Source organism: Roseateles sp. AC306 (assembly GCF_979253795.1).
Window position 1 is genome coordinate 54,137 of the sequence record NZ_CEEDEB010000012.1, and the last position, 24,014, is coordinate 78,150.

The 24,014-nt window shown below is 69.5% G+C and carries 25 protein-coding genes and 1 tRNA gene; 8 read left to right on the forward strand and 18 right to left on the reverse strand.

What is annotated here, in order from left to right; translation table 11 throughout:
- Positions 1 to 4: 4 nt before the first annotated feature.
- Positions 5 to 853, reverse strand: a complete 849-nt coding sequence (locus AC0IZJ_RS20595; RefSeq protein WP_471853275.1) for a septal ring lytic transglycosylase RlpA family protein — start codon at positions 851 to 853, stop codon at positions 5 to 7.
- Between the two features lie 52 nt (positions 854 to 905).
- Between AC0IZJ_RS20595 and AC0IZJ_RS20600 the strand changes: the two genes are divergently transcribed.
- On the forward strand, positions 906 to 1,604 hold the full coding sequence (locus AC0IZJ_RS20600) for a fumarylacetoacetate hydrolase family protein (RefSeq protein WP_471853276.1): 699 nt from the start codon (positions 906 to 908) through the stop codon (positions 1,602 to 1,604).
- On the forward strand, positions 1,601 to 2,470 hold the full coding sequence (nadC, locus tag AC0IZJ_RS20605) for a carboxylating nicotinate-nucleotide diphosphorylase (RefSeq protein WP_471853278.1): 870 nt from the start codon (positions 1,601 to 1,603) through the stop codon (positions 2,468 to 2,470). The genes AC0IZJ_RS20600 and nadC overlap by 4 nt, the downstream gene beginning before the upstream one ends.
- A 4-nt stretch (positions 2,471 to 2,474) precedes the next feature.
- Here the strand turns inward: nadC and AC0IZJ_RS20610 are convergent, their stop codons facing one another.
- The 3 genes from AC0IZJ_RS20610 to AC0IZJ_RS20620 all read right to left on the reverse strand — a co-directional run bounded on the left by AC0IZJ_RS20610 (position 2,475) and on the right by AC0IZJ_RS20620 (position 6,052).
- Positions 2,475 to 3,215, reverse strand: coding sequence for a proteasome-type protease (locus AC0IZJ_RS20610; RefSeq protein ID WP_471853280.1), 741 nt, complete (start codon positions 3,213 to 3,215; stop codon positions 2,475 to 2,477).
- Between the two features lie 61 nt (positions 3,216 to 3,276).
- Positions 3,277 to 5,010, reverse strand: coding sequence for an IlvD/Edd family dehydratase (locus AC0IZJ_RS20615; protein WP_471853282.1), 1,734 nt, complete (start codon positions 5,008 to 5,010; stop codon positions 3,277 to 3,279).
- 34 nt (positions 5,011 to 5,044) lie between these two features.
- Positions 5,045 to 6,052, reverse strand: coding sequence for an NAD-dependent epimerase/dehydratase family protein (locus tag AC0IZJ_RS20620; protein WP_471853283.1), 1,008 nt, complete (start codon positions 6,050 to 6,052; stop codon positions 5,045 to 5,047).
- A gap of 92 nt (positions 6,053 to 6,144) precedes the next feature.
- Here AC0IZJ_RS20620 and AC0IZJ_RS20625 point away from each other — a divergent pair, with 92 nt between their 5' ends.
- Positions 6,145 to 7,035 carry a LysR family transcriptional regulator gene (locus tag AC0IZJ_RS20625; protein ID WP_471853285.1) on the forward strand — a complete coding sequence of 297 codons (891 nt, stop codon included), beginning with the start codon at positions 6,145 to 6,147 and terminating at the stop codon, positions 7,033 to 7,035.
- A 9-nt stretch (positions 7,036 to 7,044) separates the two neighbouring features.
- On the opposite strand, the gene AC0IZJ_RS20630 is transcribed toward AC0IZJ_RS20625, so the two are convergent.
- Positions 7,045 to 7,554 (reverse strand): DUF4142 domain-containing protein, encoded by a 510-nt coding sequence (locus AC0IZJ_RS20630; RefSeq protein WP_471853287.1) that lies wholly within the window; start codon positions 7,552 to 7,554, stop codon positions 7,045 to 7,047.
- Positions 7,555 to 7,743: 189 nt separating this feature from the next.
- Here AC0IZJ_RS20630 and AC0IZJ_RS20635 point away from each other — a divergent pair, with 189 nt between their 5' ends.
- The gene (locus AC0IZJ_RS20635) at positions 7,744 to 8,265 is read left to right on the forward strand and encodes a pyridoxamine 5'-phosphate oxidase family protein (protein ID WP_471853289.1); all 522 of its coding nucleotides are present in this window, start codon (positions 7,744 to 7,746) and stop codon (positions 8,263 to 8,265) included.
- A gap of 173 nt (positions 8,266 to 8,438) precedes the next feature.
- Positions 8,439 to 10,667: a SulP family inorganic anion transporter gene (locus AC0IZJ_RS20640; protein ID WP_471853291.1), complete on the forward strand. Its 2,229-nt coding sequence runs from the start codon at positions 8,439 to 8,441 to the stop codon at positions 10,665 to 10,667.
- Between the two features lie 30 nt (positions 10,668 to 10,697).
- Here the strand turns inward: AC0IZJ_RS20640 and AC0IZJ_RS20645 are convergent, their stop codons facing one another.
- Complete coding sequence (locus AC0IZJ_RS20645) at positions 10,698 to 13,991, reverse strand: ATP-binding protein (protein ID WP_471853293.1); 3,294 nt, start codon at positions 13,989 to 13,991, stop codon at positions 10,698 to 10,700.
- A gap of 236 nt (positions 13,992 to 14,227) precedes the next feature.
- Positions 14,228 to 14,303: transfer RNA gene (locus tag AC0IZJ_RS20650), tRNA-Arg, on the reverse strand.
- 142 nt (positions 14,304 to 14,445) lie between these two features.
- Here AC0IZJ_RS20650 and AC0IZJ_RS20655 point away from each other — a divergent pair.
- Positions 14,446 to 14,985, forward strand: coding sequence for a c-type cytochrome (locus AC0IZJ_RS20655; RefSeq protein ID WP_471853295.1), 540 nt, complete (start codon positions 14,446 to 14,448; stop codon positions 14,983 to 14,985).
- Positions 14,986 to 15,032: 47 nt separating this feature from the next.
- Here the strand turns inward: AC0IZJ_RS20655 and AC0IZJ_RS20660 are convergent, their stop codons facing one another.
- The 9 genes from AC0IZJ_RS20660 to radA form a co-directional block, all read right to left on the reverse strand.
- Positions 15,033 to 15,548: a DUF2946 family protein gene (locus AC0IZJ_RS20660; RefSeq protein WP_471853297.1), complete on the reverse strand. Its 516-nt coding sequence runs from the start codon at positions 15,546 to 15,548 to the stop codon at positions 15,033 to 15,035.
- 12 nt (positions 15,549 to 15,560) lie between these two features.
- The gene (locus AC0IZJ_RS20665; protein WP_471853299.1) at positions 15,561 to 16,526 is read right to left on the reverse strand and encodes a YheT family hydrolase; all 966 of its coding nucleotides are present in this window, start codon (positions 16,524 to 16,526) and stop codon (positions 15,561 to 15,563) included.
- 13 nt (positions 16,527 to 16,539) lie between these two features.
- Positions 16,540 to 16,983: a YybH family protein gene (locus tag AC0IZJ_RS20670; protein WP_471853301.1), complete on the reverse strand. Its 444-nt coding sequence runs from the start codon at positions 16,981 to 16,983 to the stop codon at positions 16,540 to 16,542.
- Positions 16,984 to 16,989: 6 nt separating this feature from the next.
- Entirely contained in the window at positions 16,990 to 17,205 is a 216-nt protein-coding gene (locus AC0IZJ_RS20675) for a zinc-finger domain-containing protein (protein ID WP_471853303.1), read from the reverse strand.
- A 22-nt stretch (positions 17,206 to 17,227) separates the two neighbouring features.
- Positions 17,228 to 18,160, reverse strand: coding sequence for a branched-chain amino acid transaminase (locus tag AC0IZJ_RS20680; protein WP_471853305.1), 933 nt, complete (start codon positions 18,158 to 18,160; stop codon positions 17,228 to 17,230).
- A 36-nt stretch (positions 18,161 to 18,196) separates the two neighbouring features.
- Entirely contained in the window at positions 18,197 to 18,583 is a 387-nt protein-coding gene (locus tag AC0IZJ_RS20685; RefSeq protein ID WP_471853307.1) for a hypothetical protein, read from the reverse strand.
- Positions 18,580 to 18,927: an antibiotic biosynthesis monooxygenase family protein gene (locus AC0IZJ_RS20690; protein WP_471853309.1), complete on the reverse strand. Its 348-nt coding sequence runs from the start codon at positions 18,925 to 18,927 to the stop codon at positions 18,580 to 18,582. Before AC0IZJ_RS20690 ends, AC0IZJ_RS20685 begins: the two co-directional genes overlap by 4 nt.
- 22 nt (positions 18,928 to 18,949) lie before the next feature.
- Positions 18,950 to 19,381 (reverse strand): hypothetical protein, encoded by a 432-nt coding sequence (locus tag AC0IZJ_RS20695; RefSeq protein WP_471853311.1) that lies wholly within the window; start codon positions 19,379 to 19,381, stop codon positions 18,950 to 18,952.
- Between the two features lie 74 nt (positions 19,382 to 19,455).
- Positions 19,456 to 20,820 carry a DNA repair protein RadA gene (radA, locus tag AC0IZJ_RS20700; protein WP_471853313.1) on the reverse strand — a complete coding sequence of 455 codons (1,365 nt, stop codon included), beginning with the start codon at positions 20,818 to 20,820 and terminating at the stop codon, positions 19,456 to 19,458.
- A gap of 128 nt (positions 20,821 to 20,948) precedes the next feature.
- On the opposite strand from radA, the gene AC0IZJ_RS20705 reads away from it, so the two are divergent.
- Together AC0IZJ_RS20705 and AC0IZJ_RS20710 are read left to right on the forward strand one after the other, a co-directional pair.
- Positions 20,949 to 21,578, forward strand: a complete 630-nt coding sequence (locus AC0IZJ_RS20705; RefSeq protein WP_471853315.1) for a LysE family transporter — start codon at positions 20,949 to 20,951, stop codon at positions 21,576 to 21,578.
- Entirely contained in the window at positions 21,578 to 22,489 is a 912-nt protein-coding gene (locus AC0IZJ_RS20710; RefSeq protein WP_471853316.1) for a DMT family transporter, read from the forward strand. Before AC0IZJ_RS20705 ends, AC0IZJ_RS20710 begins: the two co-directional genes overlap by 1 nt.
- On the opposite strand, the gene arfB is transcribed toward AC0IZJ_RS20710, so the two are convergent.
- Positions 22,458 to 22,865: an alternative ribosome rescue aminoacyl-tRNA hydrolase ArfB gene (gene arfB / locus AC0IZJ_RS20715; RefSeq protein ID WP_471853318.1), complete on the reverse strand. Its 408-nt coding sequence runs from the start codon at positions 22,863 to 22,865 to the stop codon at positions 22,458 to 22,460. The genes AC0IZJ_RS20710 and arfB overlap by 32 nt on opposite strands.
- Positions 22,858 to 23,958 carry an alanine racemase gene (gene alr, locus AC0IZJ_RS20720; protein WP_471853319.1) on the reverse strand — a complete coding sequence of 367 codons (1,101 nt, stop codon included), beginning with the start codon at positions 23,956 to 23,958 and terminating at the stop codon, positions 22,858 to 22,860. The genes arfB and alr overlap by 8 nt, the downstream gene beginning before the upstream one ends.
- Positions 23,959 to 24,014: the final 56 nt, after the last annotated feature.

The following is a 24,014-nucleotide window of genomic DNA, read 5'->3' on the forward strand; positions in this document are numbered from 1 at the left end:
GCTCCTAGCGCTTTTCCACCAGACTGGATTGCACGCCCTCACCGCGCAGCCGGTCGGCCGTCAACCGCGCCTCGTCCGCAGTCGGAAAGGGCCCGGCGCGCAGCCGGTGCATGCCGGCCTCGCGGACGATGCTCAGCAGCGGCATCAGGCTGAGGTCGGCCTCGGCGACCCGCTGGCGCAGGCCTTCGGCGCTGTCCAGCTTGGCAAAGGCGCCGAACTGCAGCCAGTAGCTCTGGCCGGCGACGATGGCCGTCGTCTCGCGCTGCGGCGCACCGGGTGGTGTCTCCGGCACAAAGACCGGGAGCGGCTCGCTGGCCGGTTTCTGCCAGGCGCCCGCGCGGATCTCGGCGTAGGTGAGGCGCCTCACCTCCACGGGCGCCACGCCGCGCAGCACGTCGAGCTTGAGGGCGGCCGTGTAGCTGAGGTCGATGATGCGGCCCTTGTGGAAGGGGCCGCGGTCGTTCACACGCACGATGATCTCGCGGCCGTTGGCCGGGTTGCGCACGCGGGCGTAGCTGGGAATGGGCAGCGTGGGGTGCGCGGCCGTCATCGCATACATGTTGTAGACCTCGCCGCTGGCGGTGGGCCGGCCGTGGAACTTGCGGCCATACCAGGACGCCAGGCCGCGGTCGGCGTAGGCGATGTCGCTGGCCATGGGCACGTAGCGCTCGCCCAGCACCTCATAGGGCTTGTTCGGGCCGCCGATGCGGATGGCTTCCAGGCGCGGCACGGCGTCGGGCATCTGCGCCAAGTTGGCCGGCGGGTTGGCCTCGGGGCCGTCGCGGCTCACGGCCGTCGGGCTGCTCGCGCAGCCGCCCAGCAGCGCGAACAGCAGCACGAGCAGCGTCATCATCAGGGCCAGCCCAGTATGCTTTGCCCCCTGTTTCCATCGTCGATGCCAAGCCATGAGCAACTTCGTCTTTCCCCCGGTTGAAACGCCGAGCGCCGCCGTGCGTGGCACCGACGCGCGATATGCGGTCAGCCGCATCTTCTGCGTCGGCCGCAACTATGCCGATCATGCCCGCGAGATGGGTGCCGACCCGACGCGCGAGCCGCCGTTCTACTTCACCAAGCCCGCCACGGCGCTGACGGCCTCGGGCTCGACCGTGCCCTACCCGACCGAGACCAAGAACTATCACTACGAGATGGAACTGGTGATCGCCATCGGCGCGCCGGTCTTCAAGGTGACGCCAGAGGCCGCCAAGGCTGCCATCTGGGGCTATGCCGCCGGCCTGGACATGACGCGCCGCGACCTGCAGGCCGTGGCCAAGGCGGGTGGCAAGCCCTGGGACACGGCCAAGGGCTTCGACCAATCCGCCATCCTGACCGACATCGCCCGCGTGTCCGAGGTCGGCCTGCTGGAGAAGGGCGCCATCACGCTGAGCGTGAACGGCGTCGAGAAGCAGCGCGGCGACCTGGCCGACATGATCTGGAGCCAGGCGGAGATCGTCTCCAACCTGTCTCACCTGTATCGCCTGCATCCCGGCGACCTGATCTACACGGGCACCCCGGCCGGCGTAGGCGCGGTGGTGCCGGGCGATGTGATCACGGGTCGCATCGAGGGCCTGGGTGAAATCACGATGACGGTGGGGCCGGCCGAGTGACGTCCTTCCATCAAGAAACGCTGGACGAAGCCCGCGCACGCAACATCCGCGAGGCGCTCGAAGAGGACATCGGCCGCTGCGACTGGACGGCGCAGCTCGTTCCCGCAGGCCGGCGCGTGGCCGCGCAGGTGCGCGTGCGTGAACAGGCCGTGCTGTGCGGCCGCGACTGGTTCGACGGCGTGTTTGCGGCGCTGGACCAGACGAGCCACATCGAGTGGCTCTATGACGAAGGCGCGGTGATGACGGCCGACAGCATCGTCTGCCGCATCGAGGCCGACGGCCGCCAGCTGCTGTCGGCCGAGCGGCCCGCGCTGAACTTTCTGCAGCTGCTGTCCGGCACGGCAACCATCACGCGCGCCCATGTCGACGCGGTGGCCGGCGCCAGCACCAACCCACGCGGCTGCGCCATCCTCGACACGCGCAAGACCATTCCCGGCCTGCGCCTGGCGCAGAAGTACGCGGTGCGTGTGGGCGGCGGGCAGAACCAGCGGCTGGCGCTGTACGCAGGCATCCTCATCAAGGAGAACCACATCGCCGCCGCCGGTGGCGTGGGCCCCGCCTTGCGCGCGGCGCAGGCACTGGAGTCAGGCGTGGACATCCAGATCGAGGTCGAGACCATCGACCAGCTGCGTGAAGCGCTGGCCGCCGGCGCTGTCAGCGTGCTGCTGGACAACTTCACCGAACCGCAGATGCGCGAAGCCGTCGCTGTGAATGCAGGCCGGGCACTGCTGGAGGTCTCGGGCGGCGTCGCGCTGGATCAGCTGCGCTGGATCGCCGCCACCGGCGTGGACCGCATCTCCATTGGCCGGCTGACCAAGGACGTCAGGGCCGTGGACTATTCGATGCGCGTGCTCGGGCCGGTCTAGCTACCTATTCATCGAACCAGGGTTCGTTCGGCAGGTCGTCGAACACCTTGCGCAGCCCTGCGCTCCATCCCATGCGCAGCGCCTGGAAATAAGGGTCGTCGCGCCCGATGCGGTGCGGCGGCTTCATGGCCATCTCGAACTGGTTGGCGCGCAGCATCAGCATGTCGATGGGCAGGCCCACCGACAGGTTGGACTGGATGGTCGAGTCAAAACTGACCAGCGTGCACTTGGCGGCTTCGTCCAGCGGCGTCGTGTCGTAGCGGATGACGCGGTCGATGATGGGCTTGCCGTACTTGCTCTCGCCGATCTGGAAGTAGGGCGTGTCTTCCGTCGCCTCGATGAAGTTGCCCTGCGGGTAGACGTGGAAGAGGCGCGGCCCTTCGCCCTTGATCTGGCCGCCCAGCAGGAAGTTGGCGCCGAAGTCCACGCCGTGGTTGTGCGGGTCGCCGCTGTCGCGGCCGACGATTTCCTTCAGCGTGCGTCCCAGCAGCACGGCGGCGTCGAACAGGTTGGGCACGCTGAGCAGGTGCTCGGTCTCGCCATGCAGGCGCTGGTTGAGCAGCGACATGACCGACTGCGTCGTTGCCAGATTGCCGGCGGCCAGCACGACGATCTCGCGCTGGTGCGGGATCTGGAACTGGTACATCTTGCGGAAGCTGGCGATGTGGTCGATGCCTGCGTTCGTGCGGGTATCCGAAGCGAACAGCAGGCCGGCGCGCAGGCGCATGGCGACGCAATAGGTCATGGGGGCAGGTCCTCGACAGGCGACCCGCCGATTATGGAAGCCGCTTCGCCACCGAACCGTATCAATGCGAATCGCGTTCGACCACCGAGCCTGAGCTGCCCACCAGCACGTCGAGGTCGGCGCCCAGATGGGCCTGCTGCACGTGGTCAACGTAGAGCTTCACATAACCCCGCGTTGCCACGGCGACGGGCGGCGTCCAGGCGGCGCGGCGGCGGGCCAGCTCGGCGTCGCTCACCAGCAGCTGCAACCGGCGTGCGGGCACGTCCAGCTCGACCAGGTCGCCGTCCTGCACCAGCGCCAGCGTGCCGCCGGCCGCCGCCTCGGGCGCCACGTGCAACACCACCGTGCCGTAGGCCGTGCCGCTCATGCGGCCGTCGGAGATGCGCACCATGTCCTGCACGCCCTGTTCGACAAGCTTGCGCGGCAGGTCGACATTGCCCACCTCGGGCATGCCAGGGTAGCCGCGCGGGCCCACGCCCTGCAGCACGATGACGCTGTCGGCGGTGATGGCCAGGTCGGGCGCGTCGATGCGGGCGTGGTAGTCCTCCATGCTGCTGAAGACCACTGCCGGGCCGGTGTGGCGCAGCAGGGCCGGCGTGGCGGCCGAGGGCTTGATGACGGCACCCTGCTCGCACAGGTTGCCGTGCAGCACGGCGATGCCGGCGGCCGGCTGCAGCGGCTCAGCCAGCGGGCGGATGACGGTCGCGTCGTAGCACTGGGCGGCACGGTAGTTGTCGTCCAGCGTCTGGCCGTTCGCCGTCAGCACGTCGCGGTGAAGCAGCGCGCCCAGCTCCTTCATGACGACGGACAGGCCGCCGGCGTAGAAGAAGTCCTCCATCAGCCGCTCGCCCGAGGGCTTGAGGTTGACGAGCAGCGGCACCTGGCTGCCATGACGGTCGAAGTCCTCCAGCGCCAGCGGCACACCGATGCGGCCGGCGATGGCCAGCAGGTGCAGGATGAGGTTGGTGGAGCCGCCCACGGCGGCGTTGACGACGATGGCGTTCTCGAAGGCCTGGCGCGTCAGCAGCTTGGCCGGGGTCAGGTCTTCACGCACCATGTCGACGATGCGCCGGCCGCTCAGTTGCGCCATCAGCTTCTTGCGCGAATCGGCGGCCGGGATAGAGGCCATGCCCGGCAGCGTCATGCCCAGGGCCTCGGCCATGACAGCCATCGTCGACGCCGTGCCCATCGTGTTGCAGTGGCCGGCGCTGCGCGCGCCGCAGACCTCGGCTTCGGTCAGGTCGTCCGCCGTGAACTCGCCGCTGTCGATCTTGGCCTTCACCTGCCAGTTGAAGGTGCCCGAGCCGATCTCGCCACCGCGGAACTTGCCGTTCAGCATCGGCCCGCCGGACACGACCAGCGCCGGCAGCCCCACGCTGCAGGCGCCCATCAAGAGCGACGGCGTGGTCTTGTCACACCCCGTCATCAGCACGACGCCGTCCAGCGGGTTGGCGCGCAGCGACTCCTCCACGTCCATGCTCGCGAGGTTGCGGAACAGCATGGTGGTCGGCTTCATGATGGTCTCGCCGAGCGACATGACCGGGAACTCCATCGGCACGCCGCCGGCTTCCAGGATGCCGCGCTTGACGTTCTCGGCCAGCTCGCGGAGGTGGCCGTTGCAGGGCGTCAGCTCGCTCCAGGTGTTGCAGATGCCGATGACCGGCCGGCCACCGAAATAGTCGTTCGGGTAGCCCTGGTTGCGCAGCCAGGCTCGGTGCACGAAGCCCATCTTGTCGCGCCCGCCGAACCAGTCCTGGCTGCGCAGTTTCTTCTTGCCCGTCACGTCGTCCGCCACCGTCGTCTCCTCATCAAGGACGCAAATGGTAGCGCTATCCAGCCATGGCGGCCAAGTGCGGGGCTGTGGCAGGGGGCAGGCAACCGAGGCCTCGCAGTGCGGCCTCGACGGCGTCATCCAGCGGCGTGTGGGGTTCGCGGCCGAGTGTGGCCACCAGCTTGGCGTTGTCCATGCGCACGGGCTGCTGCCACAGGTAGCGCATCTCCTGCATCTCCTTGAGCGTGGCAACGAAGGGCGAGGCCAGCTTCAGCAGCCACCAGGGCAGGGCGGTGATGCGTGGCGCACGGCCGTGGCGGGCGGCGACGCGCTGGATGGCTTCCGCCATCTGGCTGCCGTCTGCATCCCAGTGGCCGGCCATGTGGAAGCTGGCGAAGGCGGGCAGGGCCCCGCGCCTGGCCAGCAACTCGACCATGGTGCGCGCCACGTCGGGCAGGTAGGCCCACTGGTGGCCCACGCCCGGCGCCGCGGGGTTGCTGATGCTCGTCACCGGCTTGCCGGGCTTGATGAGCCCCTGCGAGAACCAGTTGTTGCCCGCCTTCGGGCCGAAGAAGTCGCCGGCCCGCACGACGATGACGCGCGCACCGCGCTGGCTGGCCCTGCGCAGCCGCGCCTCCATTTCGACGCGGATGGCGCCCTTGCGGGTGACGGGGCGCTGCGGCGCGTCCTCGCGCAGCGGCGCAGAAAGGGCGTCGGGCCCGAAGTTGTAGACCGTGCCGGGCAGCACCAGCGTGGCCTGCTGGGCCGTGGCGGCGGCGATGGCGTTGTCCAGCATGGGCAGCACGAGGCGCTCCCAGTCGCGGTAGCCGGGCGGGTTGACGGCATGCACGATGACGCCGCAGCCCTGGGCGGCGCCGGCCACGTCGGCCCCGTTCAGCGCGTCGCCGCGCAGCCAGTGGATGCCGTCGCGCAGCTCATGGGCCGCGCTCAGGCCGCGCTTGAGCCCTTTCACCGTCCAGCCTGCGTCGCGCAACTGGCGCGCCACCTCGCCACCGATGCCGCCGCTCGCGCCGAGCACCAGGGCCGTCTTGTCGTTGCTGTTCATTGCTGTGCTCCAGGAGTTGATGAGGCAGATTCTGGGCAGCGGCGGCCTATTTGAGAATTGCAGAAGCTGATCGTGCGGCTATACATTTATGCATGACGTCGACGCCGCCTTGGGAACTGCTGCACACACTGCTGGGCGTCCTGCGCGAGGGTTCGCTGTCGGGCGCCGCACGCGTGCTGGGCCTGACGCAGCCCACCGTCGGCCGCCATATCGCCGCGCTCGAAGAGGCACTGAGCCAGGTTCTCTTCACCCGCTCGCCCACCGGCCTTCTGCCCACCGAAGCGGCGCTGGCCTTGCGCGGCCATGCCGAGCAGATGGAGACCGCCGCCGCCGCGCTGCAGCGGGCGGCCTCCGTGCGTGGCGACGCCTGCGTCGGCACGGTGCGCGTGACGGCCAGCGAGGTCATCGGCGTCGAGGTGCTGCCGCCCATCATGGCGGCGCTGCGCGAGCGCCACCCCGGCCTGGTGCTGGAGCTGGCGCTGGGCAGCCGCGTGCAGGACCTGCTGCGCCGCGAAGCCGACATTGCCGTGCGCATGACGCCGCCCGAGCAGGGCCAGCTCATCGCGCGGCGCATCGGCAGCATCGAGCTCGGCCTGCACGCCCATCCGGCCTATCTCGACCGCCGTGGCCGGCCGGCCTCATTGGCCGACATGCAGGGCCACACGCTGATCGGCTTCGACACCGTCACGCCCTTCATCCGCGCGGGCGCCAAGCGCATGGGCGGCATCAGCCGCGACAGCTTCGCGCTGCGCTGCGACTCCGACCTCGGCCAGCTTGCGCTGATGCGCGCGGGGGCGGGCATCGGCGTCTGCCAGCTGGCGCTGGCGCGGCGCGAACCGGTGCTGGAGCGCCTGCTGCCCGAGCAGTTCGCCTGGCCGCTGGAAACCTGGGTCGCCATGCACGAGGACCTGCGCCAGAGCGCCCCCTGCCGCCTCGTCTTCGATGCACTGGTGGAGGGGCTGACGCGCTACGTGGGACGCTGAGCCGGCGCGCTACTTCTTGTTCACAGCCGTGAGCGCGTGGGCCATTTCCAGGTGCTGCCGCAGGCCGGGCAGTGTCTTCTGTGCCCAGGCCTTGATCTCTGGGTCCTTGGCCTCGAGTGACGCCTTCTCGAACAGCTCGATCGTGTCCTGGTGGGCCTTGATGCCGAAGTGCCTGGCATAGCGCTCGTCGAACTTGTCGTTGTCGCCTGCATCGATGAGCTTGATCTCGGCCTTCTGCTTGACCGAGGGACCCTCCGGCAGCTTGACCTGCTTGGCCTCGGCCAGGGCCATGAGCTCGTTGGCCACCTTGGTGTGGTCGGCAATCATCGAATCGGCAAATTTCCTCACGTCGGCATTCTTGGCCTTGGCCAGGGCCAGCTTGCTGGCCTCGAGCTCGGCGGCGCCCGCCTGTGCGGCTTCCTGCAGGAAGGACGGGTCCGACCGCGCATGGGCCTGGGCGGCAAAGCCAGCAGCGGATGCGAGCAGCACGAGGCTTGCGAGTCGTTGAGTTGGGCGCATGGGGAATCCAGTTGTTGTCGGGTCAGGGGCAGCTTAGGCAGCGCTCCGCTCCCCGCTCGTCGGCAGCGGCCGAAGCGCCTGTAGGAGGGCAGGCCGGCGCACTCCGACAGCCACCCGTCTTGCCGGCCGACACCCGCCGCGCCCGGCCCTCCCTAGGCTTTGGTCCATCAACGCCACCAAGGAACAGACATGTCCGACGACGACCTCAGCACCGAACTAGACCTCAGCGGCCCGGCCGCCGCGCAGAAGATCGCCGACATGGTCAAGGCCGGCAACAGCTGCTTCTTCTGCACGCTGGGCCTGACGACGCAACTGCACGCACGGCCCATGACCGTCACCGAGGTGGAGGAGAGCGGCGTGCTGTGGTTCTTCACCGAGATCGACAGCCTGAAGAACGTCGAACTCGACCGAGACCCGCGTGTGACGCTCTTCTTCAAGGAAGGCGACAACAGCGGCCACCTGAAGCTCGACGGCACCGCCACCCTGGTCACCGACCCAGCCACCATCCACCGCCTGTGGAGCCCGAAGATGCGCGCCTGGTTCACCGAAGGCGAGAACGACCCGCGCATCAGCCTGCTGCGCGTGGACCCGATCAGCGGCGAGTACTGGGACAACCGCCACGGTGCCGCTGTTGCCGGCATCAAGATGCTGTTCGGTGCCATCGTCGGCAAGCGCGTGGACGAGGGCGTGCACGGCAGCCTGGCGCTGTAGATATCCGGCGAGGTGGGTGCGACCCTGGGTGACCCACCGGTAGCGCCCAACGTGAAGCCACCGGCGCGCCAAGTTCGCGGCGCGAGCCGATGACGAAGCGTCGCAGACTTACCCTGAGGACGCGACTGCAAGCCATCAGCGAGACTGCGCCAACTTCACCAGCCGGTAGCGCCATGCTCGACAGGGTTGACGGTCACACCGGCGCCGCTTGGATCCGCCAAGCGATCGCCGGGATGACAGGCGCGCTGGCCGTGCTGCCGGTGGTGGTGACGCTCGGCTTGCTGGTGTTCTCGCCGCTGGGCGCGGCGGCGGCGCAGGTGGCCCTGCTGGCAGCCTTCGTCACGGCCGGCATCGGCGGCCTGTTCCATGGCGTGGCCAGCCGCAGCGTCCTGCCCGTGGCCGGGCCCTCATCGGCCACGTCGCTGGCGTTGACCAGCCTGGTGGCACAGCTGGTGGCCGACCCGCGGCTGGCGCCCGCCACGGCGGCCGGCCTGCAAGGCATCGTCGCCCTGTGCGGCCTGTCGCTGCTGCTGAGCGGCGCCTTTCAGGTGGCCTTCGCGTGGCTCGGGCTGGCGCGCATGGCCCGCGTCGTGCCGCAACCGGTGCTCGCCGGCTTCATGAACAGTGCGGCGCTGCTGATCGTGCTGGCCCAGGTGCCGCTGCTGCTCGGATTGCCGCTGGGTGCCGGCGCGACGCTCGCGAATCTGGGCGGGGGCCAGCCGATGGCGCTGGCACTCGGCCTGGGCACTGCAGGCGCCATCTGGCTGCTGGCGCGCCACTGGCCACGGCTGCCGGCGTTGCTGCTGGGGCTGGTGGCCGGCACCGCGGTGCATGCCATCCTGTTGGCGCTGGGCAGCGGGGCAACGGCCGGCGCCAGCATCGGCCCGCTGCCGTTGACCTGGCCGTGGCCACCGGCCCTGTTGTCACTGGTCGAGCCTGCCGGCATGGAACTGCTGCAGCGGCACGCCGGGCCCGTGGCGCTCACGGCGCTGGCCCTTGCTGCCATCGGCGCGCTGGAGTCGGCGCTGAACCTGCGTGCGGTCGACCAGCTGCTCAACACCCGGCATGACCCGCGTCACGAACTGGTGGCGCTGGGTTGCGCCAACATCCTCTGTGGCCTGTTGGGAGGCGTGCCGCTGGTGGTCACCCGTGTGCGGGCGCTGGCCACCTTGAAGGCCGGCGGGCGTGGCCGGGTGGCGGTGCTGGTCGGGCCCGTGGTGCTGGGCCTGATGTATGTGCTGGGCGGGCCGCTGCTGGCGGTGCTGCCGCTGCCGGTGCTGGCCGGGGTGATGCTGATGGTGGCGATCACGCTGGCCGACCGCTGGGCCGGCCCCGTGCTGGCGCGCTGGTGGGCCGGCGACCGTTCGCGCGACGTCGCCCTCGGCCTGGGCGTGGTGGCCCTCGTCGTCGGCACGTCGCTGTGGCGCGGCATGGTGGCCGGCATCGGCCTGGGGGTGCTGCTGTCGCTGCTGGCCTTTGCGGCGCGGATGAACCGCTCGCTGGTGCATGACCGTTATCTCGCATCGGCACGTCCGTCGCGCCGCATCTATCCGGCTGCCGTGGAGGTGCGCCTGCGGCCACTGCGCGAGGGCATCGTCGTCTTCGAGCTCGACGGCGCGCTGTTCTTCGGCAGCAGCGACCGGCTGCTCGACGAGGCCGACACGCTCGGCCCGGACTGCCGCTGCCTGGTGCTCGACCTGCGCCGGGTCAGCGCCATCGACGAGTCGGGCGCCGTGGCCCTGCAGCAGCTGGTGGCGCGGCTCAAGGCGCGCGGCATCGCGGTCGAACTGGCCGGCATGGCGGCGGCGTCTGCTGCGGCCAAGGCCGTGGACAGCTTCGGTGGCCTGGGGGCTCACGTACCGCACTGGCCCGATGCCGACCGCGCCATCGAGGCCGCCGAGCAACGCCTGCTGGCCGAAGCCGATGGCGGCACCGCGAACGACGTGCGCGCGATGGCCGAGGTGCCGCTGGCCGAGTCGTCCCTGCTGGCCGGGCTGGACGCCGCGCAACTGGCCGCCGTCGCCCCACACCTGCTGCCGCGCCAATTGCAGGCCGGCGAACTGTTGTTTGCCGAAGGTGAACCGGGCGACCGGCTTTTCGTGGTGAGCAGGGGCTCGGTCAGCATCCTCAGCCTGCCGGACAGGCATGGGCGCACGCAGCGCTACCTCAGCGTCTCGCCCGGCATGATGGTCGGCGAGACGGCCATGCTTGACGGCGGCGGCCGCACCGCCGGCGCGGTGGCCGACGCGCCTGCCCTCGTCCATGAGTTGACGCTCGACGCCCTGGACGAGATCGGCCGCAGCCACCCGGCGGTGGCCATCCACCTGCATCGCAACCTGGCCCTGCACCTGTCGCAACGCCTGCGCGGCGCTGCGAGCGCCTGGCTCGCCAGCACGCGCTGACCGTGTTCAGCTTGCGCAGCGCGGCTGCGGTCAGCGCAGTCGCGCGTTGGCGTGTGCTGCCACGATGGCGCGGTAAACGGGCAGGGCCTGGAGCAGGCGATCCCGGTCGGCCGCGTCGGTGATCTCGGTGGCGCGCACCTGGACGTCGGCGTACAGCTGATCGAGCAGGGGCGCCGCGCGCGCATCGCCGGCGGCCTCGAGCGCCTGGTGGCAGAGCCAGCGCATCAGCACCGTCTCGAACGCCGGCCGGTCGGCCATGTCGCCGTTCAGTCGCGCCAGCAGCAGGCCCACATTGCCCATTGCCGCCGCGGCTCGGCCCAGGCGCATCTCGCAGAGTGCGGCGTAGGCCGACGCCACGCAGGCTTCGAGGGATTTCTCCAGGGTCTGGTGCACGGCCTGCGCCTGGGTGCACCACGGCAACGCGGCATCGGCATCTCCCTGTTCGAGATGCAGGGCGCACAGTTGCCGCAGCGTCGTCGCTTCGTCGTTCCGGCTGCCCGTGGCGCGGTAGAGCGCCAGGCTCTGTTCCAGCCAGCGCTTCGCCGTGGCAGAGTCGCCAAGCGAGCCGGCCGCCACAGCCAGATAGGTCTGGGCCGTGCCGACGTTCTGTGTGGAGCCGATGGACTGGGCCAGCATGCGCATGCGTTCCGCCCACATGGTCGACTCGTCCCACCGCCCCAGATCGGCCGCGCCGTTGGCCAGGCCGGACAGCGCGCCGAGCTGCAGACGCGGCATGCCGAGCGTCTCGCCGCGCGACAGCACGGCCATCAGCGAGGCGCGGGCCTCGTCGATGTGTCCGAGCGCTGTCGACACCATCGCCGACACCGTCAGCAACTGGCCCTCGGTCTCGGCCCGCCTGCGCTCCGCCTCGATCCTGCCGGCCCACTGCAGGCCGATGGCCATTTGTCTCATGGCACCCGGATGGTCCTGCCTCGCGTAGTGCAGCCAGGCGATCTGGCCCTTTGCCATGGCTGCCCACTGGGCGGCCCCACAGCGCTCCGCCAGGTCGAACGCCTTTGCGCACAGCCGCTCCGACGTCTCGGCGTCGCCGCGACGGTCGGCGAGCAGGGCCCCGCTGAAAAGCAGATTCGCCTGACGCGCATCGTCGGGGTGGCGCTCGAGGAGTGCCGCCATGTCGGCCTGTGCGACATCCTGGGCCGCGCGGTCGCCGATTGTGTCGGCGATGTCGCCGAACAGAGCCAGCAGTCGATAGCTGCGGGCGGGGTCGGCCTCGCCGAGAGAGGCCACGGCGCGGCGCAGATAGGCCATCGAGGCTGCGTTCGCAAAGCGCTTGCGGGCCTCGTTGGCAGCCTCTTCGAAGCAGTCCGTCGCCAGCACGGCGTCGCCGGCACGCTCGGCATGGTCACCGGTCATGGCGAGGAACTCTGCGCCACGCCCTTTGGTGCGCTCGGTCAGCCAGCGCGCCACGGCGCCGTGGCCCACCCGCCGCTCGGCCTTCATCAGCGTGTCGTAGGTCACCTGGTGCAGCAGATGGTGGTCGAACTGGCGCTCGGCGGTATTGGCAAAGTCGCTGGTCTCGTGGGCCTTCACAAAGGCAGCGCGCAGCAGTGAGGGCAGGGCCCGCATCGCCTGGCCATCGACAGCCGACAGCGCGTCGTCCCAGAACACATGGCCGATGACGCTGGCCTGGCGGGCGGCCAGCCGCTCAGCAGCGGGCAGGGCGTCCAGCCGCGCCTGCAGCAGGCCGACGAGCGTGCCGGGCAGGCGGTGTTTTTGCAGGCGCTCCAGCTTCACCGTCCAGCGCTCGTCGGCCACCACGATGACGTTGTCGTCGATGAGGCGGCGCACCAGCTCTTCCATGTAGTACGGGTTGCCCTCGGCGCGGCCGACGACAAGTTCCGTGAGCTCGGTGGGCACGTCGGCAATGCGCTGCATCAGCGCCTGCGCGAGTTCATCGCTGTGCGCGGTGGCCAGCGGCGACAGCTGCACGAGGGTCTCGCCCGCGCCCCATGCGGGCCGACGCGTCAGCAGGCCGGGCCGCCCGGTCATGACGAGGGCCAGCGGCAACGCGGCCGCATGCGCCTGCAGGTGCTGCAGCAAGTCCAGCGAGCCGTCGTCGACCCAGTGCAGGTCTTCCATGATCAGCACGGGGAAGGCCTCGCCCCGGGCGAGCGCCTGCAGGTAGCCGCGCAGGGCCGCCAGAGCCTGGTCGCGCAGGGAGCGTGGGTCCAGGCCGTGCAGATGCGGGCTGTCGCCGAAGTCCAGGCCTGAGAGCTGGCCGATGAGCTGGGCCTGCCGCTGGCCGCCTTCGCCAAACCACGGGCTCAGGCCGTCTTCGACCTTGCGGCGTGCGACCTCGGCGCTGTCGGCATCGGCCACGCCGAACTGCACGGCCAGCAGATTGCGCAGCAGTCCCCAGGGCCGCAGCATGCTGTCGGGCTGAGAGCGCACGGAGATCACGCGACAGCCTTGCAGGCCAGCCAGCCACTCTCGCAGCAGCCGGCTCTTGCCCAGGCCGGCGTCGCCCACCAGCGTCAGTGCGCGCAACTGACGCGCCTGGCGCGCTTGCGCGAGGGCTTGATGCAGGCGCAGCAGCTCCGCGCTGCGGCCCACCATCGGGGTGCTCAAGCCCTGCAGGCCGCGCTCGACACTGGCGCCGCTGCGGTCCAGGGCCGCGTGCACCAGATAGGTCTTCATCAGCTCTCCAACGCCCTTGACCTGCAGCGGCGGCTGCGGCTGAACGTCGAACAAGCCGCGCACATGGTTGAAGGTGTCGTGGCTGATGCGCAGCGCGCCGGGTGGCGCGCTCTGCTCCATGCGCGCGGCGATGTTCACGGCAGCGCCCATGGCGGTGTTGTCGGCCTCGACGCCGGCACCCAGCGCCACGTCGCCCGTGTGCACGCCGACGCGTACCGCGAAGTCGTTGAGGCCGTGAAGGCGCTGCGCGGCAGCCGCCTGCGCACGGCCGGCCGCCACGATGGCCAGCCCCGCGCGCACGGCGCGCTCGGCGTCGTCCTCGCGCACGTCGTCCATGCCGAAGGCGGCCTTCACGCCGTCGCCGGTGAAGCGCAGCACCCGGCCCTGGTGAGCCTCGACGAGATCGGCCATGCGGCGCAGCGCACCGCTCAGCACATCGAGCGTGTCCTCGGCGTCCAGGCCCTGCGCCATCGCGGTAGAGCCGACGACGTCGGCGAACAGCACCGTCATCTGGCGGCGCTGCAGGCCGGTGGGCCGCAGCAGCGCGGCCAGGCGCTTGCGCAACGGGGCAGTGGCCATGTCGACAACGCCGTCGCCCAACGTGCCACGCTGGCCCTCGAGTGCCGCGATGGCGGCGCGGCAGGCTTGCACGTCCTCGTCGTTCATGTCGTGCCGCTGCGCGCAGCCTCCCTAACCGCTCAACAGTGGAGCGACGAGGCGATTGTGCTTGGGGTGGTTCACTGTTGAACCGGAACGTGCTTGGCGGCCCCTGTCTCACGAACATGCTTGCACCGCCTGCAGGCGGCTTGCCGCATCGACGTTTTTCTCACTTGCCTTGAGGTAGCAGTACGTACCGGCAAAGAAAAAGCACCTAGCCGCGAAGCCTAAGTGCTTGATACGTCTGGTGCGCCCGGTTGGGATCGAACCAACAACCCCTGCCTTCGGAGGGCAGTACTCTATCCATTGAGCTACGGGCGCGAAGCCGCATAGTCTAACAGCGGGCTTCTACCGCCCGGGAGGCCGCATGGCCGGTGCCTATAATTCGGCGGTTTTTCGTGTCGCGCCTGGCGTCGGCACGCGAGAAGACCGACAAGACCGACAGGATCGACCAGAGGAATCCATGAGCGCCAGCCACGATCATCACCAAGACGACGCCCATACCGGCCCGATCAAGACCCCCAAGCAGCTCGCCTGGGCCGTGTTCTTCGCCTTTGTCGTGCCCATCGTGGTCATCATCCTGCTGGCCAACTACGTGACCACGTCGACCAAGCCGGCCGCCGGCACCGGCGCACTTGAGGGCCAGGCCGTCGCCGGGCGTATCGCGCCGGTCGGCCATGTCGAAGTCAAGGACGCCAATGACGTGGCATCGCTGAAGACCGGCGAACAGGTCTTCCAGGCGCAGTGCGCCACCTGCCATGCCGCCGGCGTGCTGGGTGCCCCCAAGCTGGGCGATGCCGCTGCCTGGGGCCCGCGCATCAAGAGCGGCGTCGAAGCGCTGGTGACGGCGGCCCTGAAGGGCAAGGGCGCCATGCCTCCGCAAGGTGGCGGCGATTTCAACGACTTCGAGATGCACCGCGCCGTGGTCTACCTGGCCAATGCCGGCGGCGCCAAGTTCGAAGAGCCCAAGGCGCCGGCCCCGGCCGCCTCCGCCGCGAACTGAGTCTTCCCGCTTCGCCGATCAAGCCCGCCGCGTGCGGGCTTTTTCATTCAAGGATGGGGTCGGCGCTGGAAGTGATGAATGGCGGGCATCTTGGCGGCGAGGCAGTCCTGCGGCGTCCAGCGCCCGGCCTCGACGGCTTCGGCGGCCAGGCCCATGTCCTGCGTATGCACCAGGCCCAGGCCGAGGTCGGTGAGCAGGTAGAGATGGCCCGTCTCGTCCAGCCAGACGGACTCGACCTGGGCCTCCCGGCCGGTGTGGCTGAGCACCCTGCCGTCGGGCTGCAGGCGCCAGACCCACGGCGTGCATTCCAGCTCGACATAGACGCGCTGCGGCCCGTTCTGAAAGAACCAGGCGCCGCGTTCATCGCTGTCGTAGTTGCGGCCGATGAAGGCGAGCAGCTTGTCATGGTCGATGCGACTGCCCTTCACGCGCGGGAAGGGGCCGGCCTGCTGGATGCGATCGTCGCGCATATACCAGTCGCCGCGCGCGTCCAGCGCCAGCCAGCCGTAGCAGTGAGGGACGTTGGGCCACTTCTTCAGAGCGGCCTGAACGATGTCATCCATCGGCGCAGTTCCTCAGCGTTGCTTGCACAGCCAGTCGCAGACCTGCTCCGGCATCGTCAACAGATGCCCGGGCAGCGAGCCGGCCGGGAAGCCGACATGCCCGCCATGGCCGGGCTGCCAGAGTGTCACATAAGCCCCCACTTCAGCGGCATGGGGCAGGCTGTAGCCGGGCACGAAGGGGTCGTTGCGCGCGTTCAGAACGAGAGCCGGAATGCGGATGCGGTGCAGGTGAGGCTTGGCCGCCGCGCGGGCCCAGTAGTCGTCGGTGCCCTTGAAGCCGTGCAATGGCGCGGTGAAGAGGTTGTCGAACTCGTAGATGGTGGACGCGCGTTTCAGCCGCTCGCCGTCGAACAGCCCGGGGTGCTGCTGGAGCTTGCGCAGCGCCTTGGGAATCATGGTGCGCAGGAAGCGGCGCGCGTAGACCTGTTTGTTGAAGCCGCGGTCGATGGCCGCACCGGCGGCGGCGAGGTCGATGGGCGAGCAGATGGAGCAGACGGCGGAGGCCGTGCGTGCGGCGGTGGTGCCGGCCTCCTCGGCCCAGCGCATCAGCGCATTGCCGCCGAGCGATACGCCAGCCACGAGCAACGGCCGGCCATGGCGCTCGCGCAGGTGGGACAGGATCCAGCCGACCTCTTCATAGTCGCCCGAGTGGTAGGCGCGCGGCCCGCGGTTCAGCTCGCCCGAGCAGCCGCGGAAGTGCGGCAGCGCCAGCGCCCAGCCGCGCGCACGGGCGACGCTGGCGAAGGCGACGCTGGAGTGGCTGGTGCGGTCGCCTTCCAGGCCGTGGAACAGCACCAGCATCGGCGCATCGGCCGGCACATCGGCGAGGAAGTCGACGTCGATGAAGTCGCCGTCCGGCGTGTCCCAGCGCTCACGTGTCCAGTTCGGCAGCGGGCCGTCGTGCTGGCGGCTGAAGAGGGCGGGCCAGATGGTCTGGGCATGGCCGCCGGGCAGCCAGCGGGGGGCGCGGTACTGCATGCGCGAGAAGTGTCTAGTGCAGGGTGCCGGCGTCGGCGACGAGTTCCTGCACATCACCTGCGTTGCCGGGGCTGGCGTGATGCAGCACCAGGCGCCAGCCCAGTGCGGTCTTCAGATAGACATTGGTGGCGATGACCCAGGCCTGCTGGGGCTCGCCGACCCGCTGCACGCGCTCCAGCACATGGTGGATGGCGCAGTCGCCACTGTGCAGGCGGCGCACGCGCTCGGGGTGGATGTTGACGGCACCACGCTCGAACACCGCCGCGAAGGCCGCGCGGATGGCGCCCAGGCCGACGATGCGCGGGCCGCCCGGATGCACACAGGCGATGTCCTCGTCGTCGGCCCACAAGGCCATCAGATGATCGAGGTCGCCATGCTGCAAGGCCTCGTAGAACTGGGCCTCGGTGTCGTCGGGCGAGGCCAGCAGCGCGGCCGTCTGGGCGGGGGAGCGGGGCATGTCAGCTCAGTGATGTCCGCCGACGACTTCACCGGCTTTCAGCTTGTAGGCCGTGCCGCAGTAGGGGCACTGACCCTGGCCGCCGTGGGTCAGGTCGATGAAGACCTTGGGGTGGTTGCTCCACAGCGCCATCTTGGGGTTGGGGCAGAAGACGGTGCCGTTGTCGTTGCAGTCCTTGGCGGTGACTTCGACGGTAGAGGCGGGGCTTTGGGTGGTGCTCATGTTTTGTGCTCTCAGGCGTCGATCAGCAGGCGGTCAGCCACTCGGCGTACTTGGGGTTGCGGCCGTTGACGATGTCGAAGAAGGCCGACTGGATCTTCTCCGTGATGGGGCCACGCGAGCCGCTGCCGATCTCGATGCGGTCCAGCTCGCGGATGGGCGTCACCTCGGCGGCGGTGCCGGTGAAGAAGGCCTCGTCGCAGATGTAGACCTCGTCGCGGGTAATGCGCTTCTCGACCAGTTTCAGGCCCAGGTCCTGGCAGATCGAGAAGATGGTGTTGCGGGTGATGCCGTTGAGCGCGCCGGCCGACAGGTCGGGCGTGTAGACGACGCCGCCCTTGATGACAAACAGGTTCTCGCCCGCGCCTTCCGACACGAAGCCGGACGCGTCCAGCAGCAGCGCCTCGTCATAGCCGTCGTCGGTGGCTTCCATGTTGGCCAGGATGGAGTTGGTGTAGTTCGACACCGTCTTGGCCTGCGTCATCGTGATGTTGACGTGGTGGCGCGTGTAGGAGCTGGTCTTGACGCGGATGCCGCGCTTCAGGCCGTCCTCGCCCAGGTAGGCGCCCCAGCTCCAGGCGGCCACCATCAGGTGCACCTGGTTGCCCTTGGGGCTGACACCCAGTTTCTCGGAGCCGATCCAGATCAGCGGGCGGATGTAGGCGCTCTTCAGACCGTTGGCCTTGACGACCTCGCGCTGCGCCTCGTTGACCTGCTCCTGCGAGAAGGGGATCTTCATGCGCAGGATCTTGCCGCTGTTGAAGAGGCGCTGGGTGTGCTCCTGCATCCGGAAGATGGCCGTGCCGTTCACGGTGTCATAGGCCCGCACGCCCTCGAAGGCGCCGCAGCCGTAGTGCAGCGTGTGGCTCAGCACGTGGATCTTGGCGTCGCGCCAGTCGACGAGTTCGCCGTCCATCCAGATCTTGCCGTCGCGGTCGTGCAGGGGGGCGGGAACCATCGGGTACTCCAGGAGCTTTGAGGAAAGACGGCGATTTTACGAAGAGCCCGAAGCTTCGTCGGCCCGGATCAGCCGCCACTCGGCGAGCTTGCCTTTCTTCAGCACCACTTCCACCACGTCGCCGCCGGCGTCGCGCCAGACAAAGGTCTCCGGCGCCTGCTTCACACCGAGGCTGCCGGCCAGCTTGATCAGGTCGACCAGCTGCATGCCGGTGTGCAGTTTGCTGTTCAGCATGACGGCATTGGCGACCGAGCCCAGCGGCGCCGCGCCGGCCGTTTTCATGACGCGCATCAGCCGCGAGATCTGCAGCAGCAGCCAGAAGACGATGCCCGTCGTCGCAAAGATGGCGCCCTGCCAGCCAAGCAGCAGGCCACCGCCGATCAGGGCCACGAGCGCAAGCCCAACGCCGATCCAGGGGTTCATGCCTGTGGGTCCTTCGCGCCATCCGCGCGCTGCCAGGCGTAGGCTCGCTCGACCTTGGCGATGCGCAGCGTGTAGTGGGCATACCAGTCGCTGCGGCCGGTGTCGCGGGCGACCTTGTGCTCGGCATTTCGGCGCCAGGCAGCGATGTCGTCCGTGCTGCGCCAGTAGGACACCGTGATGCCCAGGCCGTCATCGCCGCGCGTGCTCTCCACGCCCAGATAACCCGGCTGCTCGGCCGCCAGCGCCACCATGCGGTCGGCGGCGTCGCCATAGCCGCCGTCCACGGCCGTGCGCTGGCTGGTAAAGATGACGGCGTAGTAGGGAGGTTCAGGCAGGGCGCTCATGGGCGCGCATCCTGCCACGTCGTCAGCTTGCGACCTTGAGCAGCACGCAGCGCACCCACTGCCCGGACTCCAACGCCGGCTGGTGGCCGGCCAGGAACTGCTCGGCCGTGGAGTTGCGCGCCGTGAAGCACATGCCGTGCAGGATGCCCATGCGCGGCACCGGGCGCGACCACTTGCGCTCCACCACGCCGTTGAACCACGACACCTGCTCGTCGTCGGAGTCCACGTCGGACCGGCCCAGCAGCAGCACGACCTCGTACTTGGCCTCGGTCAGCGGCTCGGAGGCGCTCGTCAGCACCTGCAGGCCGCCGTCGCTCATGTTCAGCACCAGTCCGGCCGGCCCCTGGCTGAACTGCACCGGTTTGAAGACCCAGCCGGGAAGCGATTCAGCATCGTGCTGGGCGGCGAGAAAGTCGGTTCGAGCGTACTGCCTGAGGTCGGCGGGGTCGGACATGAAAGATTCCTCCGGTGGAAGCGCGATCCTAAGCAGTCTTTGCTAGGCGCTGACCCAAGGCAATCCCGCACGTTTCAGACGAGCCCGCGCAGCACCTCGATGGCTTGCTCCACGCGTTCGACGGCATGGATGGTCAGTCCCTCGATGGCCTTCTTGGGCGCATTCGCCTTGGGCACCACGGCGACGCTGAAGCCCAGCTTGGCCGCCTCCTTCAGCCGCTCCTGGCCGCGCGGCGCGGGGCGTACCTCGCCGGCCAGGCCGATCTCGCCAAAGGCGATGAAGCCCTTGGGCAGGGCCTTGCCGCGCAGGGAGCTCTGGATGGCCAGCAGCACCGCCAGGTCGGCCGCCGGCTCGCTGATGCGCACGCCGCCCACGGCGTTGACGAAGACGTCCTGGTCGCCCGTGGCCACGCCCGCATGACGATGCAGCACGGCCAGCAGCATCGCCAGCCGGTCACGGTCCAGCCCGACCGACAGCCGCCGGGGGCTGACGCCGCCGCTGTCCACCAGCGCCTGCAACTCCACCAGCAGCGGCCGCGTGCCCTCCAGCGTGACCAGCACGCAGCTGCCTGGCACCGGCTCGGTGTGGGTGGACAGGAAGATGGCGCTGGGGTTGGCCACGCCCTTCAGCCCCTTCTCCGTCATCGCGAACACGCCGATCTCGTTGACGGCGCCGAAGCGGTTCTTGATGGCGCGCACGAGGCGGAAGCTGCTGTGCGTATCGCCCTCGAAATACAGCACCGTGTCGACGATGTGCTCCAGCACGCGCGGGCCGGCCAGCGCGCCTTCCTTGGTGACGTGCCCCACCAGCACCATGGCGCAGCCGCGCGACTTCGCGGTGCGCGTGAGTTGGGCCGCGCATTCGCGCACCTGGGCGACCGAGCCCGGCGCCGACGACAGCTGCTCGGAGTACATCGTCTGGATGGAGTCGATGACGCAGAAGTCCGGCTCCTCGACCTCGATGGTCGCCAGGATGCGCTCCAGGCTGATTTCGGCCAACACACGCACCTTGGTGCCCGACAGGCCGAGGCGCCGCGAGCGCATCGCCACCTGCGCGCCGCTTTCCTCGCCGGTCACATAGAGCACCTTGACCGTCTGCGACAAGGACTCGACGGCCTGCAGCAGCAGCGTTGACTTGCCGATCCCCGGGTCGCCGCCGATCAGCACCACGCCGCCGGCGACGATGCCGCCGCCCAGCACGCGGTCCAGTTCCTCCTGGCCGGTGGGCGTGCGCTCGAAGTCGCTCGCCTCGATCTCGCTCAGCGTGGCCACCGGCTGGCTGCGCGCCAGCGACTGGTAGCGGTTCTTGGCGCCGCCGGCGGGCTCGGCGGCGCTCTCGGTCAGCGTGTTCCAGGCATTGCAGTGCGGGCATTTGCCCAGCCACTTGGGTGTCGTGCCGCCGCACTCGGTGCAGGTATAGATGCTTTTGCTCGTGGCCATGCGGCCATTGTCGGCGCGCGGCCCTGTTCGATGCGGTGCCAAGCCCTGACTTCTGCCCGTCGCGCACCTCCGTGCTAAAACCTGCGGCCCTGCGGTGATCTCCTTTTCCGCGGAAGCAAGGAGTCGTCATGGAATTCTCAGTCTGGCTCGCGTTCTTCGCTGCATCCTGGGCCATCAGCCTGTCGCCCGGCGCCGGTGCGGTGGCGGCCATGAGCGCCGGCCTGTCACACGGCTTCAGGCGTGGTTATTTCATGACCTTCGGCCTCATCCTCGGCATCCTGACCCAGGTGGTGCTGGTCAGCGCCGGCCTGGGCGCGCTGATCGCGGCGTCGTCGCTCGGCTTTGCGCTGGTGAAGTGGGCCGGCGTGGCCTATCTCATCTACCTTGGCGTGCAGCAATGGCGCGCGCCGGCCAAGCCGATGGTCGCCGCCGATGACGGCGCCCTCCAGGCCACGCGCCGCCAACTGGTGCTGCGCGGCTGGGGCATCAACGCGGTCAACCCCAAGGGCACGGTCTTCCTGCTCGCCGTGGTGCCGCAGTTCCTGGACCTGCATGCGCCGCTGGGCCCGCAGTACCTCGTCATCGGCACCACGCTGGCCTTCACCGACATGGTCGTCATGGCCGGCTACACGGTGCTGGCCGCGCGCCTGCTGGCGGCGCTGAAGAGCGAGAGCCACATCAAGCTGCTGAACCGCGTGTTCGGCTCGCTGTTCGTGGCGGCCGGCCTGCTGCTCGCCAGCTTCAAGCGCGCCACCTGATGGGGGGAGACAGCTCCGGCCGCCTGCCCACCTGGCTTCTCTTCCTGGCCCCGGTGCTGATCTGGGCCAGCACCTGGCACGTCATCCTCTACCAGCTCGCCTCGCCGGTGCCGGTGCTGACCTCGGTGGGCTGGCGCTTCGCGCTGTCGGCGCTGCTGCTGGCCGGCCTGGCGCGCTGGCAGGGCACGTCGCTGAAGCTGCCGCGCTATGCCCACGGCTATGCGCTGGCCACCGGCGTCATCCAGTACGCGGGCAACTACTGGGCCGTCTACGAAGCCGAGCGTTATGTACCCAGCGGCCTGGTGGCGGTGCTGTTCTGCCTGCTGGTGTTCATGAACGCGATCGCTGCCTGGCTGCTGTGGCGCCAGCCGGTCAGCCGGCGCTTCCTTGTGGCAAGCAGTGGGGCGGTGCTGGGGGTGGCCTTGATCTTCTGGCCCGAACTGGCAGCCACCGGCGCGCGGCCCAACGCCGCGCTGGGCCTGGGCCTGAGCTTCTTCGCCGTCGTGGCGGCCTGCGTCGGCGGCTTCTTCACGCTGGCCTTGCAGCGCCGCGGCGTGCCACTGGTGCCGGTGCTGGCCTGGAGCATGGGCTATGGCGCGCTGTTCCTGATCGGCCTGTCGCTGGCGACCGGGCGTGGCCTGTCCTTCGACACGGCCTGGACCTATGTGGGCAGCCTGTTCTACCTGGCCGCCTTCGGCTCGGTCATCGCCTTCACGCTGTACTACAAGCTGGCCGAGCGCAAGGGCGCTGCGCAGGCGGCGCTGGTGGGCGTCATGGTGCCGGTCATCGCGCTCGTCGTGTCGGCCGCGCTGGAAGGCTGGCAGGCAACGCCGCTGGCCGTGGGCGGCATGGCGCTGTGCCTGGTCAGCCTGTTCGTCGCTACTCGGCCGGCGAACGTCGCCCGGCCTTGATGTTGCTGCGTTTCGATTTGCCCTCCAACCGCCGCTGCTTGGAGCCATAGGTCGGCTTGGTCGCCCGCCGGGCCTTGGGCACATGGGCGGCGGCCTGCACCAGCTCGATGAGACGCGCCACCGCGTCGGCCCGGTTGCGCTCCAGGCTGCGCGTGTCCTGCGCCTTGATGACGACCACGCCTTCCGACGTGATGCGCTGGTCGGCCCAGTTCAGCAGCCGCTCCTTGACGGCCTCGGGCAGGCTGGACGCGCGGATGTCGAAGCGCAGGTGGACGGCGTTGGACACCTTGTTGACGTTCTGCCCGCCCGGGCCGCTGGCGCGGATGGCGTCGAAGTCCAGCTCGTCCGGGCGTGGAGCCCAGTTGAATTCAGGCATGGCGGATGGGCACGCGCGGCGCGATGGCGCACATCAGCTCGTAGCCGATGGTGCCGGCCGACTGGGCCACCTCGTCGATGGGCAGGCGTGAGGCGTTCGGCCCCTCGCCCCACAGCGTCACCTCGCTGCCGAAGTCGCTGGCCGGCAGGGCGGTCAGGTCTACCGCCAGCATGTCCATGGACACACGCCCCAGCGTGCGGCTCCTCGCGCCATCCACCAGCACCGGCGTGCCTGTGGGTGCGTGTCGCGGATAGCCATCGGCATAGCCGCAGGCGACGATGCCCACGCGCGTGGCCTGCTCTGCGGTGTAGGCGCTGCCGTAGCCCACCGTGTCGCCGGCGTTGAGCTGCTGCACGCCGATGACCTTGGAGCGCAGCGTCATCGCCGGCCGCAGGTCCCAGTGGGCGGCGTCGTGCTCGGGGAAGTCGGGCACGCCGCCGTAGACCATGATGCCGGCGCGCACCCAGTCGGCCGCCGTGCGGGTGGGGTGGCGCAGCGTCGCGGCGCTGTTGGCAATCGTGCGCTCGCCGGCCAGGCCGTCGGCAGCGGTCTCGAAGGCAGCGAGCTGGTGGGCGATGCCGTCCACGCCCTGGCGCTGCGCATCGGCGTCGGAGAAGTGCGTCATCAGGCCGATCTCGTCGACCTGGGGCAGGGCGTCCAGCCGCGCATAGGCGGCGCGGAAGGCGGCGGGGCTGAAGCCGAGGCGGTTCATGCCCGAATTCAGCTTGAGAAAGACGCGGTGCGGCTCGTGCGTCTTGTGCATGGCAAGCCAGTCGATCTGCTGCTCGCAATGCACGGCATGCCAGAGCTTCAGGCGCGAACACAGCTCCAGGTCGCGCGGCTCGAACACGCCTTCCAGCAGCAGGATGGGGCCGCGCCAGTCCAGCGCGCGCAGCCGTTCGGCCTCGGCCAGGTCCAGCAGCGCGAAGCCGTCGGCGGCGCGCAGCCCCTCGAAGGCGCGTTCGATGCCGTGGCCATAGGCGTTGGCCTTGACGACCGCCCAGACCCGCGCGTTGGGGGCCTGCGCGCGGGCGCGGGCGAGGTTGTGGGCCAGGGCGTCGGTGTGGACGAGGGCTTCGATGGGACGGGGCATAAGCTGTGATTTTGCGCGCGCTGCTGGTGCATGAAATCGGCTTGGGGCGCATGCTA